We start from the raw sequence: 13,832 nt of genomic DNA, 5'->3' as shown, positions 1-13,832 counted from the left end.
CGCCCCGTTCCTAGCTTGGCGTCATGACCACCTTGCTCGAACGGGCCCCGGCTCCCGCTCCTGAGAAGACCCCGCGGCGGAGCATCACGGCCCTGTTCGCGGTCGCCGTCCTCGTCGCTGGGTACACCGGGTTCCGGTCACCGGGGAACTGGGCGGCGACCCTGCAGTCGGTCTCGCTGTACGACGGCTTCCACCGGCGCTTCCTCGTCGGCACGCTGCTGTACCCGTTCGGCCACGACTATCTGGTCTTCGTCGTCGCGAGTTCCGCCGTCCTCGGTGGACTTCTGACAGCCGTGGCGATCGCGTTCTTCCGCAGCCGCACCGAAAGCCGTCGATTGCTGATCGTCGCCTGGCTCCTGCTGCCGACGGGCGGCTACCTGTTCCACGAGATCGGCTATTTCGACCAGGTGCTGTATCTGCTGCTGTTCGGAGCTTTGTGGGCGCTGCGCCGGAACCGGCCGGTGCTCGCGAGTGTCCTGATGGCGCTTTCGGTGACAGTGCACGAGATCGCGCTGCTGACCGTGCTGCCGGTGTTCGGTTTCGTTTTACTGCGGCGATTCCCGTTCCGCCGCGCCTGCGCGCTACTCACTCCGCCCGCGGTGCTCGGAACGGTGATCCTCGCGCTGCCGCCGTCCGCTCCCAGCGCCGTCGAGAAGCTTCGGCAGGCGCTGGCAGGAGCGGACTTCGCCTACCGCGTCGACGCGCTGGACCTGTTCGGGCGCACGCAGGCCGAGAGCTGGCGGATGTACTCGATCACCAACGTGCTGCTGTACCTGGTGCCGATCGTGATCGTGGTGGCCGGCGGCTTTCTGTTCCTGCACCGCCCGACCCTCGCGGCCGCGGTGCCCGTAGCCGCCATCACGGCGCCGGCGCTGCTCGCGTTCGGCGGCTGGGACGACGCCCGCTGGGGCTTCCTGCTGGTGACCAACTTCGTCGTCGTGCTGTGGCTCTGGCTCGGTCGTCGAGAACTGCGGCTGTCCCAGATGGGCGTGCTGACCGCGCTCTTCCTGATCCTCACGCACGTCCCGATGCCGTACTTCGACGGTTACGCGCCACGCGGGCTCACGCTGGTGACACCCGTGGAAGGCTTACGGTGAAGACGGCGCCGCGGTCGTTGCGGACTTCCAAGGACCCACCGTGGATCAGCGCGTTCTCCCTGGCGATCGCCAGTCCGAGCCCGCTGCCTTCGGTCGCCTGACGGGCTTGATCGCCCCGGACGAACCGGTCGAACAAGATCGGGAGCAGGTCCTCGGGGACCCCCGGTCCGGAGTCGGAGACCCTGATCGTCACGGTGCCCGGAGAACCGTCGATGGACACGGTGATCGGAGGACGGCCGTGCCGGGCGGCGTTGGCCAGCAGGTTGCCCACGACGGTGTGGACGCGGCGCGGGTCGGCGAAGACGGTGGTGTCCCCGGTGCTCGTGACCTCGACGGCCGCCCCCGGCACGCTGACCTCGATCGCGTCTTCGACCAGCGCGGGCAACTCGACCGGTTCGGGCCGGAAATCGGCGGAACCCGCGTCGAACCGGGAGATCTCCAGCAGATCCTCGACGAGCCGCGCCAGCCGCCGGGTCTGCGTGCCGAGCAGTTCGGTCGCGCGGGTCCGGGTCACGGGGGTGGCGCTGCCGAGCGTGTCGACCGTGGCGACCATCGAGGCGAGCGGGGTCCGCAGGTCATGGGCGACGTCGGCGACGAAACGCTGCTGCTGGCGGTCCTTGGCGCGCAGGTCCTCGATCGACTCGCTGACCCGCTGGGCCATGATGTTGAACGAGTCGGCGAGATCGGCGAGTTCGTCACGGCCTTTCACCGGGACGCGCACCTCGAAGGCACCGTTGCCAAGGTCTCGGGCGGCGGAGGTGACGCGGCGCACCGGCCGCTGGATGTTCCACGCGGCGAACACGGCCGCGAGGACGCCGAGCGCGGTCACGCCGAGCGCGATGTACACCAGCTTCCGCCGTTGCGCGGCCAGATCGATGTCCAGCGGGGTGAGGTCGAAGAACTGCACCACCCAGTAGTCGACGAAGTTCCCGCTGACCACGAGGAGCCGCCTGCCGGTTTCCGGGTCGACGGTGGTCGCCGTCAGCAGATCCATCGTCTTCGCGGTGCGGACCAGCACCCGATCCTCGATCGACGCCACGAGCCCCAGTCGATCGCCGACGCGGACCGGCACGGGCTGCGGCCGGTACCAGAAGTCGGTCGAGGCGAAGTTCACCAGCTCCGCCGAGCCATCGGGCCGCTTGGTGAACAGCGCCCACTCGTGCGTCCTGTCGGACATCGCCACGGCGAACTCGTTCAGGGTGAGTCTGTTGTCCATCACCGCTTCGAGCCCGCGCCATGACTGTTCGAACATCGCCCCGAACGTCATCTTGGCACTGAAGACGAAGCTGTCGACGGTGTCCGCTTCTTGCAGTTTCGACGCGCTGAAGACCATCACCGCGGTCGCCGTCGTGGTCACCAGCACGACCGCCGCCGTCACTTTCGTCCGGAGCCCGAAGGACGGCCGCCTCACTGGTCCACCAGGCGGTAGCCGAGGCCGCGCACCGTCTTCAGCACCACGGGATTCGCCGGATCGTCCTCGACCTTGGCCCGCAACCGCGCGACCGCCGCGTCGACGATCCGCGAGTCGCCGACGTAGCCGTAGTCCCAGACCCGTTTCAGCAGCGTCTGCCTGCTCAGCACCTGGTTCGGATGCTCCGCGAACTCGACGAGCAGGCGGATCTCGGTCGCGGTAAGCGCCAGTTCGAAGTTGTCGCGGGTCACGCTCATCGCGGCGGCGTCGATCTCCAGCCGCCCGATCCGCAGCGTCCCCGCCGACGGGCCGGGAGCGGTGACCGCGCGACGGCCGATCGCCTTGAGCCGGGCGTCGATCACCCGCGGTTCGGCGGGTTTGACCACGTAGTCGTCGGCGCCGCATTCCAGCCCGGCGACGACGTCGATCGGATCGCCGCGCGCGGTCAGCAGTACCAGCGGCAGCCTGCTGCGCGCGCGGATCCGGCGGCAGACCTCGAAGCCGTCCATCCCGGGCAGCATCACGTCGAGCAGCACGAACTCGAGTTCGAGCCGGTCGGTGAACAGCACCTCCAGCGCCCGCTCCCCGGTCGGGGCGACGACGACGTCGTGCCCGAGTACTTTCAGCGCCAGCGTGAGCGCTTCGGCCAGGGCTTCGTCGTCTTCGACGAGCAGGATGCGCGGCATGGGTCTCCCAAGATCGAAATGCTCACCGATCGTAAGGGCGCTCCGCCGCGCTCGCCGCCAGCCGGTGCGGAACCGTCGCAGAGCCGTGCGGTCTCGTCACAAACGTCAGATCGGTGTCGACCGTGATTTGCTGTTCCGGGTCGCCCTTGGCCGCGACGACCGACAGCAGTTTCGCGCCTGGCTCGGTCGTCTGCGGTGCCGTGCCGCAGTTGGTCTGTGTCAAGACGATCGCCCGATGTCCCAGCGCGGCCTCGACCGGCCCGGACTTCACCGTGACGCCCGTGTCGAGACAGCCCGCGGACGCGGTGCCGATGATCGGTCCCGATGCCGGACCGCGTGCCTTATGACCACCGGATCCGGGGCGGGTGTGTGGAAAGAGGGACACTCAACGTCCCTCTTTCCACACACCCTCTCAGCTGACACCACCTTTGCCCTTACCCCTCACTAGTTGCCCAGTGACCGGCCCGTTCGCCGGACTCACGTGAGTCACGCGGGAGACTGGGCAGGCGACATCAGGCGAGCAACTCCTGCAATTCCGCGACCGCCGTGGCGAGTTCCGCCGCGAACAGCTCCATCTCGTGCGCCACGTGCTTCGGCGTGCACAGGTAGACGTTCAGCCGATCCGGCAGCAGTACGTACGCGACGCCGATGCACTGCGGGCTGGTCGACCCGAAACCGAAGTACCGGATGTTCACCGACGGCGCCGAGCTGGTGCTCAGGTAGTCGTTGCGCATCTTCAGCCAGCCCGGCGACGAGTACAGCGCCGGGGGTTCCTCGACGCCGCGCCGTTTCTGGATCAGCTGCAGCTCCCATAGGTGCTGCTCCGGCGCGTCGCCCGCCTGACATTCCTTCGCCCGCGTGACGTGCTTCGCGGCCGCCGCGCGGAAGGCCGCTTGACGCGTCTGTCGGTCCGCGTTCGAGTCGTCCATCACCCTGACGAACCACTGCACCTCGGGCGTCACCACACGCATCGCTTCGGTGCGCCCGTTCTGGAACTGCCGCGTCGCGATCGACTCGTAAGTCGTGCCGGTGATCCCCTTCGCGCGCTTGTGCGCGAGCTGATACGCCATCTGCGCGAAGCCGTCGGGGGACATCCCCAACTCCTTCGCCCGCTTCGCGCCGAAGTCGGTGAAGGACACCGTCTTCGTAGCGGTCGCATCGGCGTACGCGGCGAAGGCCGCTGCCGCGGCACGGGCGTCCTCGCGAAGCGCGTCACCCAAGACGAACTCGATGACCTCGGTCGCCGGGACGCCGTCGGCGGGCGCCCGTTCCAGCCGCGTCCCGCTCAGCAACGCGTCGGTGAACCCGAGGATCGTGGTCCCGTCCAGTTCGCAGTGCTCGACGTTGATCCCCGCCGTGCCGTCCTCGAACACGATCAGCGAGACGGCCTTGTCGAACCAGCGGTTGCCGCTGTCGCCGTGCAGTAGTTTGTCGCATGCCTCCTGCGTGTCCGCCGGGGTGAAGTCCTCCAGGCACAAACAGAACAACGCGGTTTCGATGTCGTCGAGCGCGGCCGCGTTCCCGGCGGTGAGCAACGCTTCGCGCGTCGCCGCCCATTCCGCCCTTGCTTTGGTGGTGAAGTGCCCGGCGGCGGTCTCGGGATCCTCGACGAAAGTCTCGGACTTCACGATCGCCTGCAGTCCCGCGGCCAGCTGTTCGGGGGAATAGGGGCGGCCGTCCGGCGCGATGACGTCCATCCGGAACGGGGTGTCGCGGTGGAACACCACGATGTGCCGCGCCCTCGACGGCCCTGGCCACTCCTCGCGGTACGGCGTGCGCGCGGTGTCCTGCACGGCACCGGGAATCCGCGTCGCCGAGAACAAGTACTTGTGCTGCACCATCGACTGCGGCTGCCCGCGCAGCACGATCGGCGGCACCAGTTCCTCGTCGAGCTTCAGCTTGTAGTCCACCGCCGACGCGGCCAGTTCGGCCGCCCGTTCCAGTTGCCCCAGCGGGGACTCGGAGAACAGGAAGAAGAAGTTCGCGTTGAGCGCGATCCGGTCGCGGCGGCCGAGGTAGCGGTACGGCCAGAAGGTGTCGAGCCAGCTTTGGACGCCTTCACGGCTGTCGTAGGACTCGAGCGCGCTCTGCAGTTCGTGCGCCGGGCTTCCTTCCGCGAGGAACTCGGCGACGGCGCCTTCGGTCTCCGCGAGCTCACCGGGGGTGAGCAGCGGCGAGCACCACTCGAGGAACCGGCGGCAGGTGTCCTCCAGGCTGGGGACAGGAACCCGCGGCAGGACGTCCTCGTTGCCGAACGTGCGGGTGGACAGTTCCGGACTGCTCACGATCATCCTTGATCTCGAAGGGGCAGGGCGTTCAGCGCGGAGGCGAGCCCGCCGGCCGCGCCGTTCGGCCGGGAGACGAACAGCCGCGCGTACAGCCGGCCGTCGGCTTCCAGCCCACGCGGGTCGACACCCGCGATGGACAGATTGTCCAGGATCTGCGTTCGTTCCTCTTGCGAAGCGAACCTTCGCTGCCGGAAGACGCCGTCGACCCCGGCGGTGTCGTACTCCAGATCGGTGAGGCTCGCGGCGACCGGTTCGTAGGAGAACATCCGGAGGACGAAATGCGCCATCCACGGCCGGTTCTCCCGCGCGATCCGCACGAGACTCTTCTCCGTGACGTAGCCGATGCAGCCGGTCGAGATGACGATGTCGACGCCGGCCAGCAGCGCACGCTGCTCCTCCGTCGGGTCTTCGCTCTCCAAATCCGCGTGGATCGCGTCGTCGATGAAGCCCGCGGCGAGCGCGTAGTCCAGCGCGGGCGCCGAGGTGTCGAGGCCGATGAAGCGGACTCCGTCGCCGACGGCGAGCCTCTCGACCATCCGCCGGTCGTGCGCGATCAGGTCGTCCCGGCTCAGTGACTCGCCGTCCGCGTAGTGGTCGTACAGCCCCTCCATCGAGGTGTCACACCGGTACAACGCCGCGTTGACGCCGTAGGAACAGCCGAGGTCGAGCACTGTCGGCACTTTGACGTCGGCTTCGGCGCGGTACTCGTCGATCAGCTTCGCGAAATAGGCTTTGGCCTGCTGAGGGATGTTGTAATCAAGCCTGCGCAAGGTGTCGTAGAAGGCACGCGGATCGGGCTCGGTGTAGATGTGGTCGAAGGAGATCTTGCCGGTCGAATCCAAAGGCACGGGCCGGGCTCCTGACTTAGTCGAGCAGCTGATCGCCCCGGACGGCCGCTGACGCGACGTGTTCGGGCAGGACCCGGCCGAACAGCTGTCTAGTCCGCTCCGGACTGCCGGTGACCCCAGGACGTTCGCTGTAGGCGAAGATCGCGGAATGGCGTGCTGTTGCTCCTAGAACACTACTCACGCGGTGCAGGGAGAAACGTCCGCGAAACAGCTGAAGATCACCGGGACGCAGAGTGAGCCGACGGATCATGTGATCGCCTTCGCCCGCCAGGACCGCGCGGACGTCGTCGAAGTTCTCAGCCTTCTCCGAGCGGATGTTCGGACAATATTCGAAGACTCCGCCGTCTGCGGCCTCCTGCGTGAGCATGCTGACGGTGAACTCGTTGGTGTCGAAATGCCACGGATGGGAGCGGCCCGGTTCGATCACGTTGAGGACAAGACCGGACAGCGGATCGGCGAGTTCGTAGAGGACGGGGAGTTCGAAGCAGTCGGCCACGAACCGCTGGAACTCGTGGCTCGAATACAGCTGCTGGATGATCGCGGTCGCCGGGATCTGGTCGCGTGCCACGAAGGCGTTGCCGCGTTCCATGATCGTGCGGCCGGGATGGCCTTCCGGCAACGGAGTGTCGATGGCGGTGTTGTACGCGTTGACCCGTTCGATCCTCGCGTACGCCTCCGGTGCGATCTGCCCGCCTTCGTGGCGAAGGACGTCACGCAGCTCCGGGCGGATGAAGTCGGCCAGCACACTGCAGCCCGTTTCCCGCAGTTCGGCGCGGGTCCGGGAAACGATTTCGCGCCAGGCGGGGCTTCCCGGTTCGGACAACGGATAGCGGGCGGTGTCGGCCACCCGGACTGCGCTCGCGGTCATCGACGTCCTCTCGGCTGCCCGGAAGTGATTCTCGGGTTTAGCACAGAAAACGCCGGGGGCTCCCGCTCCTTGTGAGCGGTGACACACGGAACGTGAAGGCCCCCTCGCCCCGAACTGTACGCGGGTAAGGGGGCCTTCACGGACTTTTCGTCAGGTGGTGACAAGCGGCAGCAACGGCCGCCGGACCGCGGTCGCGACGCCGTCCGACGTGGCGGCCGCGGCGATCCGCTCCGCCGTCGGCGTGCCGTACTCGGTGGTCCGCTGCCGCAGCGGACGTCCCAGCGGCTCGACCATCGTGCGCATGTCGCTGATCGTCTTGTACGACCCGTTGGCCGCACCCGCCATCCGGCTGATCGTCTCCTCCATCAGTGTCCCGCCGATGTCGTTGACCCCGCCTCGCAGCACCGCGCGGCTGCCCTCTTCGCCGAGTTTCACCCAGGAACTCTGGATGTTGTCGATCGTCCCGTGCAGCAGCAACCGGGACAGCGCGTGCACCGCGCGGTTCTCGCGCAGCGTCGTCCCGGCCCTGGCGAGCCCGGCGAGGTAGATCGGCGAACTCTGGTGGATGAACGGCAGCAGCACGAACTCGCTGAACCCGCGTCGCCCGTTGCGCTCCAGGCCTTCCCGCTGCAGTTTCGCCAGCAGCTTCAGGTGCCCGACCCAGTGCGCCGGGGTGTCGACGTGGCCGTACATCATCGTCGACGTCGTCGTGATGCCGAGTTTGTGCGCGGTGGTGACGACGTTGATCCACTCCGAGGTCGGCAGCTTGCCCTTGGTCAGCACCCAGCGGACGTCGTCGTCGAGGATCTCCGCCGCCGTGCCCGGCAGCGAGTCGACACCGGACGCCTTCGCCTGCGCGAGCCAGTCCTCGATGGAGAGGTTCGTCCGCGAAGCGCCGTTGACGACCTCCATCGGGCTGTAGGAGTGCAGGTGGATGTCCGGCTGACGGCGTTTCACCTCGGCCGCGAGATCGAAGTACGCGGTGCCCGGCAGATCCGGGTGGATGCCGCCCTGCATGCAGATCTCGGTCGCGCCGGCGGCCCACGCCTCGTCGACCCGGTCGCCGACCTGCTCCAGCGAAAGGGTGTACGCGTCGGCGTCGGTGCGCCGCTGGGCGAACGCGCAGAACCGGCAACCGGTGTAGCAGACGTTGGTGAAGTTGATGTTCCGCGTGACGACGAAGGTGACGTCGTCACCGTTCACTTCGCGGCGCAGGTCGTCGGCGATCTCGGTGAAGGCGTCCAGCTCCGGCCCGTCGGCGTGCAGCAGCGCCAAAGCCTCGTCGTCCGACAGCCCGGCGGGGTTCTTTTCCGCGCTGCGCAAAGCATCCCGGATGTCGGTGTCGAACCGCTGCGGCGCGGTCTTGATGTTGCCCTTGATCTCCGCCCAGTCGCCGTAGACCGAGTCGAAGTCGCCGCGCCGGTCTTCCGTGCGGCCGATGGTGTCGACCTCGACGTGCAGATCGGTGCGCCCGGCCTCCTGCCAGCCGCCGTCCGGCTCCTGCCACGGGATGCCCACCGGGATGGCCTCTTCGATCGCGAGCCCGGTCTCGGCCTCGGTCAGCGGCGCGAGATGCGCGTTCATCCGCGGGTCCAGCCACGGTTCGCCGGTCTTGACGTACTCCGGGTAGATCGGGAGCCGCTCGCGCACGGTGAACCCGAGTGCCTCGGTGCGGCGTTTGAGTTCGTCGATCCGCGGCCACGCGCGCTCGGGGTTCACGTGGTCGGGGGTCAGTGGGGAGACGCCACCCCAGTCGTCGATACCCGCGTTCAGCATCAGTTCGTACTGCTGGCCGATGAGGTTCGGCGGCGCCTGGATGCGCATCTTCGGGCCGAGCACGAGCCGCGCGACGGCGATGGTCGCGGCGAGTTCTTCGAGATCGGCGTCCGGGGTCGCGCGCATCTTCGTGTCCGGCTTCGCGCGGAAGTTCTGCACGATGACTTCCTGGATGCCGCCGTAGGTCTTCGCGACCTTGCGGATGGCGAACAGCGCGTCGGCGCGCTCCTCGAAGTTCTCACCGATGCCGATCAAAATGCCCGTCGTGAACGGCACCGAACTGCGGCCGGCGTCTTCGAGAACGCGCAGGCGGACGTCGGGGTCTTTGTCGGGCGAGCCGTAGTGCGGGCCGCCCTTCTCGGTGTAGAGCCGCTTCGCCGTCGTCTCCAGCATCATGCCCATCGACGCCGACACCGGCTTGAGCCGCTGGAAGTCCTGCCAGGTCAGCACGCCCGGGTTGAGGTGCGGCAGGACGCCGGTCTCCTCCAGCACCCGGATCGCCATCGCGCGGACATAGGACAACGTGTCGTCGTAGCCGTGCGCGTCGAGCCAGTCCTTCGCCGCCTTCCAGCGGTCCTCCGGACGGTCACCGAGGGTGAACAGCGCTTCCTTGACGCCCATCGCGGCACCCTTGCGCGCGATGTCGATGACCTCGTCGGGGGAGAGGAACGGTGACTCGACGCGACCAGGGACGGTCGCGAAAGTGCAGTAACCGCACCGGTCCCGGCACAACCGGGTCAGCGGGATGAACACCGAACGGCTGTAGGTGACCACGCCGGGACGACCGGCCGCGACAAGGCCGGCGTCACGGACGCGGGAGGCGTGCTCGGACAGCGTCTTGAGATCGTCGCCGCGCGCCTGGAGCAGGATCGAGGCCTCGGTGAGGTCGAGGGTCTTCCCGTCGCGCGCCCTGGCGAGCGACCGGCGCATCGCGGTGGTGGTGGGGGTGTTCACGTCAGCATCGGATGCCATTCCCGCACGCTATGGCCGGACTCGCTCCAGCTGCCAGTGCGCATCCCGCCACCACGTGACCCACACGGCTGTCGTCACTGTTTTCGCTGGTCAGAGCGCGATCTGGGTTGCCGATCAGCGGGCCGGGGTGTATTACCTAAAGTATGGCCTCGGTGATCGGCAAGAAGGTCGGTGGGCGGACGTACTACTACCTCGTCACCTCCGCGCGGGTCGACGGCGAGCCCCGCGTGGTGTCCCAGCGCTACCTCGGCACCGCCGAGGAGATCGGGCGCGCGATGGACGGCGACGTCTCCGCGCCCGGCGAAGCGCGGCACCGGACCTTCGGCGACGTCGCGGCTGTGTGGGCGACGCTCAAGCGGCTCGACTTCGTTCGCAGGGTCGACGACGCCGTCGGAACCCAGCGCGCCGCGACCACCTTGGGAACGCATCTCGCGCTCGCTGTCCTGCACCGGGCGACAGCGCCGGACACGGAACTCGCCTCGTGGTGGGAGGACGGTATCGCGCGGGAGTTCCTGAAGGCCGACCTGGCGAATCACTGGCGAGCACTGCAACGCCTCACCCCGGAACGGCTCACCCGGATCGAGACCGCCGTCGCCGACGCGGTGCTGTCCTGGCTGGGCACGGGGAACGCCGCGCTCGCCGTCGACGTGCCGCAGTTCGCCTCCTTCACCACGGTCGATCCCTGCCGCTGCGAACTCGCCGGGCTCGGGCTGGTGGTGACCAAGGACGGCGCGATCCCGCTGGCGTCGCACGCGTACCGGAGGGAAGGGGCGCCGCCGTTCGCCGCGCTCGCCGATGACCTCCGGGAGCGGTACACGGCGGGCGACGTCACGCTGGTCTTCACCGCCGGTCAGGCCGCGCAACTGGACCTCGGACGGCATTTCGTCGGCGCGCTGCCGCTCTCGGAACATCCGGACCTGCTGGCGAAACCGGCGTCCGCGCGCAAGCCCGTCGACCCTGAGCGCTTCGCCGGGCTGACGGCCCTCGACACCAGAGCCGTGGTCGCGGGCGTACGGCGGCGCGTGATCCTGACCCACTCGGAGACCCTGCACAACGCGCAGGCCCGCGCGTTCGGCGACGAACTCGGCACCGCGACCCGCGAACTCGCCGGCCTCGACGCCGCACTGGCGGCGGGCACCTACCGGGGCGACCGAAGCCAGGTGAACGCCGAAATCGCGCGGATCACGCGCGGCCGCCGCGTCGAACGGGTGCTCTCGCCCTCGATGGCAGGCACCAGACCGGGGGAGATCCGGCTGACCTGGAAGGTCGACGACGCCGCCGTGTCGCGGCTCCACGACGAGTTCTTCGGCAAGCAGGTATTGGTCACCGACCACGACTGGCCGGTCGGCGAGGTCGTCACCGCCTACCGCGCCCGGACCCACCTCGACTCGACGTTCCGCTGGTTGACCGGCTCCGCCGTCGCCGGTCCGACCCCGCGCTGGGACTGGAGCCCGCACCGGATCGCCGTGCACACGCTGGTCACGGTGCTGGCCTCGACGGTCACCCACCTCATGCGGCGCGAGGCCGACCGCGCGGGGATGAACCTGTCGGTCCGCGAACTGATGGACATCCTGGCCGGGATAGGGGAGACGGTGTTGCGCTACCCCTCCACCGGCGGCCGCCCGCGAACGCGGCGCCTGCTGACCGAGCGGAGCCCGGAGCAGCAGGCGCTCTTCACCCTTTTCGGTCTCACCCAGACCCCGCCCCACCACCCTCAACGGTCAGGCTCTGCCTGACTGGCTACTCCGAGCGGTGAATCTGCAGCGCGGAGAAGGTCTGCACCACCGGCATCAACTCGATGACGTTGATGTTCACGTGCTCCGGCTGCGAAGCCGCCCAGAAGACGGACTCGGCCACGTCGGCGGCTGTCAGCGGCGTCGTCCCCTTGTAGACGTTGTCGGCCTTGCCCTGGTCGCCCTCGAAACGGACGACGGAGAACTCCGTGCCACCGACCATGCCGGGTTCGACGTTGGTCACCCGGACGCCGGTCCCGTGCAGGTCCGCGCGCAGGTTCAGGCTGAACTGGTGCACGAACGCCTTGGTCGCGCCGTAGGCGTTGCCGCCGGGGTACGGGTAGGTGCCCGCGATCGACCCGATGTTGATCACGTGCCCGCGGCCGCGCTCGACCATGCCGGGCAGCAGTGCGCGGGTGAGGTGCGCGAGACCCTTGATGTTCGTATCGATCATCTGGTCCCAGTCGTCGAGCTTCGCCCGGTGGGCGGGCTCGAGGCCCTTCGCGAGGCCCGCGTTGTTGACCAGCAGGTCGACCTCGGCGAACCCGGCGGGCAGCGTTCCGGGGAGAGCGGCCACCGCGTCGGCGTCCCGGACGTCCAGCTCGATCGGCAGGACGTTCTCACCCAGCTCGTCGGCCAGCTTGTCGAGCCGGTCCTTGCTGCGCGCGGCCGCGACGACCTTGGCGCCGTCCGCGGCGAACCGGCGGACGATCTCGACGCCGAACCCCGCGCTGGCGCCGGTCACGAAGACGGTCTTCTTGGACATGGAGACGATCACCCAATTTCTTTCAAGAACCGTGCGAACACGGCGTTGAACTCGGCCTCGCGTTCCAGGTTAGGCATGTGGGCGGCGCCCTCGATCACTGCCAGGGTGGAGCCGGGAATGAGTTCGTGCATCAACTCGGCGTCCGAGACCGGCGTGAACTCGTCCTCGGTGCCGACGACGACCAGGCTCGGCACTTTCGCCCGCCTGAGGCTGTCCCGGTAGTCAGGCCGCTCGGCCCGCCCTCGCAGCGCCGCCGCCGCTCCTTCCTTAGGAGTCGTGCGCATCATCCGCAGGACGTGTGCCGCCACGTCGGGCTGGGTGCGGACGTTCTCCGGCGAGACCATCTTCGTCAGCACCTCGTCGGCGTACGGGTCCAGTCCTTCGGCGAGGACGCGGTCCGCCATCGCGTTGCGGACGCGCTTGCCCTCGACTGTCTCCTCCTGGGGAGAGGTGTCGGCGAGCAGCAGACCGGCGACGCGGTCGGGATAGGTGCGGTGGAACTCCATGACGATCTGCCCGCCCATGGAGAGGCCGCCGAGCACGAACCGCTCGATGCCCAGGTGATCGGCGAGGCGGGCGATGTCCGCGGCGAAGACGTCGAGGCCCGTCTTCCCGGGTACGACGGTGGTCTCGCCGTACCCGCGGAGGTCCGCAGTGATGACCCGGTAGCCCTCCTGGCTGAAGCGTTCGGCCTGGGGACGCCACATCGACCGGTTGAAGGGGTGGCCGTGGACGAGGACGACGGGCAACCCGGTGCCGAGGTCGTCGTAGGCGACGGTGATGCCGTCGAGTTCCGCAGTGCTCATGACTCGACGCTAATCGGAGCAATCGGGGAGATCAATACGGTGCAATGTACTCGGAGCAATGTTTCTTCCTGGCGTTCACCTGGGGTGCCCCTGGAGCGATCACCGGGTGATCGTCGGGAGGTGACCGGTTTTCAGCCTTTGACCTGCGTAAATGTCGTTAAGGTACCCCCCTGTTTCGGGCCCCTGGGGGCCATGTAAAGTTCTCCAAGTCGCCAGGGAAACCGGGTGGCCGCGGGACACGAACCAAGCTCTCACCTCAAGGTGATTGAGTGGGTGTCCCACCAAAACTGCTAGGAATGACTGCTTCGGATGAGGCCGCGTGGTGTGGTGTTTTTCGGGGTGTGTTGCTTGAGAACTCAACAGTGTGCTAGTGAATTAAGCCAGTAGAGCTTATGTATGTGAACCTCGTTTGAGGTTTCTTTGAGTGCATTAAATTGCCTCGATTGAATTCGAAGACATTGTTGGAGAGTTTGATCCTGGCTCAGGACGAACGCTGGCGGCGTGCTTAACACATGCAAGTCGAACGATGAAGCCTTCGGGTGGATTAGTGGCGAACGGGTGAGTAACACGTGGGCAATCTG

Annotated in this window: 11 protein-coding genes and 1 rRNA gene; 3 read left to right on the top strand and 9 right to left on the bottom strand. The window is 67.8% G+C overall.

The annotated features are described in order from the left end of the window. Window positions 1-23 precede the first annotated feature (23 nt). Window positions 24-1,097, top strand: coding sequence for a hypothetical protein (locus ACM6LU_RS29135; protein WP_414940984.1), 1,074 nt, complete (start codon window positions 24-26; stop codon window positions 1,095-1,097). Here the strand turns inward: ACM6LU_RS29135 and ACM6LU_RS29130 are convergent. From ACM6LU_RS29130 to ACM6LU_RS29100, 7 genes are all read right to left on the bottom strand, one after another. Further along, window positions 1,063-2,508 (bottom strand): ATP-binding protein, encoded by a 1,446-nt coding sequence (locus ACM6LU_RS29130; RefSeq protein WP_414940983.1) that lies wholly within the window; start codon window positions 2,506-2,508, stop codon window positions 1,063-1,065. The two genes, ACM6LU_RS29135 and ACM6LU_RS29130, sit on opposite strands and share 35 nt — an antisense overlap. Next, a complete protein-coding gene (locus tag ACM6LU_RS29125) occupies window positions 2,505-3,194 on the bottom strand; it encodes a winged helix-turn-helix domain-containing protein (protein ID WP_414940982.1) in 690 nt (229 codons plus the stop codon). Before ACM6LU_RS29125 ends, ACM6LU_RS29130 begins: the two co-directional genes overlap by 4 nt. 22 nt (window positions 3,195-3,216) lie before the next feature. Then, window positions 3,217-3,579, bottom strand: coding sequence for a hypothetical protein (locus tag ACM6LU_RS29120; protein WP_414940981.1), 363 nt, complete (start codon window positions 3,577-3,579; stop codon window positions 3,217-3,219). A gap of 127 nt (window positions 3,580-3,706) precedes the next feature. Next, window positions 3,707-5,485, bottom strand: coding sequence for a choline/carnitine O-acyltransferase (locus tag ACM6LU_RS29115; RefSeq protein ID WP_414940980.1), 1,779 nt, complete (start codon window positions 5,483-5,485; stop codon window positions 3,707-3,709). Then, the gene (locus ACM6LU_RS29110; protein WP_414940979.1) at window positions 5,482-6,330 is read right to left on the bottom strand and encodes a class I SAM-dependent methyltransferase; all 849 of its coding nucleotides are present in this window, start codon (window positions 6,328-6,330) and stop codon (window positions 5,482-5,484) included. Before ACM6LU_RS29110 ends, ACM6LU_RS29115 begins: the two co-directional genes overlap by 4 nt. A 16-nt stretch (window positions 6,331-6,346) precedes the next feature. Beyond that, window positions 6,347-7,198 (bottom strand): arpA protein, encoded by an 852-nt coding sequence (locus ACM6LU_RS29105; RefSeq protein ID WP_414940978.1) that lies wholly within the window; start codon window positions 7,196-7,198, stop codon window positions 6,347-6,349. 150 nt (window positions 7,199-7,348) lie between these two features. Further along, window positions 7,349-9,946 carry a bifunctional FO biosynthesis protein CofGH gene (locus tag ACM6LU_RS29100; protein WP_414940977.1) on the bottom strand — a complete coding sequence of 866 codons (2,598 nt, stop codon included), beginning with the start codon at window positions 9,944-9,946 and terminating at the stop codon, window positions 7,349-7,351. A 143-nt stretch (window positions 9,947-10,089) separates the two neighbouring features. On the opposite strand from ACM6LU_RS29100, the gene ACM6LU_RS29095 reads away from it, so the two are divergent. Then, window positions 10,090-11,682, top strand: a complete 1,593-nt coding sequence (locus ACM6LU_RS29095) for a transposase (protein ID WP_414940976.1) — start codon at window positions 10,090-10,092, stop codon at window positions 11,680-11,682. A gap of 4 nt (window positions 11,683-11,686) precedes the next feature. Here the strand turns inward: ACM6LU_RS29095 and ACM6LU_RS29090 are convergent, their stop codons facing one another. After that, window positions 11,687-12,445, bottom strand: a complete 759-nt coding sequence (locus ACM6LU_RS29090; RefSeq protein ID WP_414940975.1) for an SDR family oxidoreductase — start codon at window positions 12,443-12,445, stop codon at window positions 11,687-11,689. Between the two features lie 8 nt (window positions 12,446-12,453). Then, a complete protein-coding gene (locus ACM6LU_RS29085) occupies window positions 12,454-13,251 on the bottom strand; it encodes an alpha/beta fold hydrolase (protein ID WP_414940974.1) in 798 nt (265 codons plus the stop codon). 458 nt (window positions 13,252-13,709) lie between these two features. Between ACM6LU_RS29085 and ACM6LU_RS29080 the strand changes: the two genes are divergently transcribed. Next, window positions 13,710-13,832, top strand: a 16S ribosomal RNA gene (locus ACM6LU_RS29080); the annotation flags it as partial.

It is taken from the genome of Amycolatopsis sp. cmx-11-51, assembly GCF_047608665.1.
Classification (GTDB): Bacteria; Actinomycetota; Actinomycetes; order Mycobacteriales; family Pseudonocardiaceae; genus Amycolatopsis.
Note: the sequence above shows the minus strand (reverse complement) of the source record. Positions and strands in the feature narration are given on the sequence as shown.